At 35.8% G+C, this 509-nt stretch carries 1 protein-coding gene and 1 pseudogene; one reads left to right on the top strand and one right to left on the bottom strand.

Annotation, left to right across the window (positions count from 1 at the left end):
• Nucleotides 1-156: 156 nt before the first annotated feature.
• Complete coding sequence (locus ACSC97_RS18310) at nucleotides 157-441, top strand: hypothetical protein (RefSeq protein WP_436662361.1); 285 nt, start codon at nucleotides 157-159, stop codon at nucleotides 439-441.
• On the opposite strand, the pseudogene ACSC97_RS18305 reads toward ACSC97_RS18310, so the two are convergent.
• Nucleotides 438-509 (bottom strand): annotated as a pseudogene (locus ACSC97_RS18305) (type II toxin-antitoxin system HipA family toxin); the annotation flags it as partial. The gene ACSC97_RS18310 and the pseudogene ACSC97_RS18305 sit on opposite strands and share 4 nt — an antisense overlap.

Genomic DNA, 509 nt, shown 5'->3' with positions numbered 1-509 from the left:
AAATGGGTAGAGTACAGGTTGCTGTAGAAGCATGTTTAATTCGTCTAATCACAGATACTTTATAAAGCATTTTAATACTTTTTTGAATCTGTCAATGCGTAAGTCCTATTTAACAGATTTAGAAATCCCATTAATTGAAAAATGGAGGCGAACTAAATGAAGGATACGTATATAGAGGCAGATCATTGTATTCAAGAAGCTTTGCAAGGGAGTATTGTCCACTTAAACGATAATTTATATTTAGTAAGTGCTGAAACAGCCTTACAGCAAGTCCTTATACCTGAGCATGTTTGCTGTACAGCACCATACTGGATCATTGGGTATGAGTTGCCTAAGCCGATTCAAAATAAACAGGAATTAGAGTCATTATTTGCATGGCATAACTTTTTTATTGAATTTGAACCGTACCGGGTTTGTCGGAGACTTTTTTATTTAAGTTAGGCCACCTGACCTAACGGGTTAATCTTATCATAGTACATTGCTTCAAACTCAAAAGGCGACACATAACC

Source organism: Acinetobacter sp. P1(2025), from assembly GCF_051390655.1.
GTDB classification, from domain to species: Bacteria; Pseudomonadota; Gammaproteobacteria; order Pseudomonadales; family Moraxellaceae; genus Acinetobacter; species Acinetobacter junii.
Note: the sequence above shows the minus strand (reverse complement) of the source record. Positions and strands in the feature narration are given on the sequence as shown.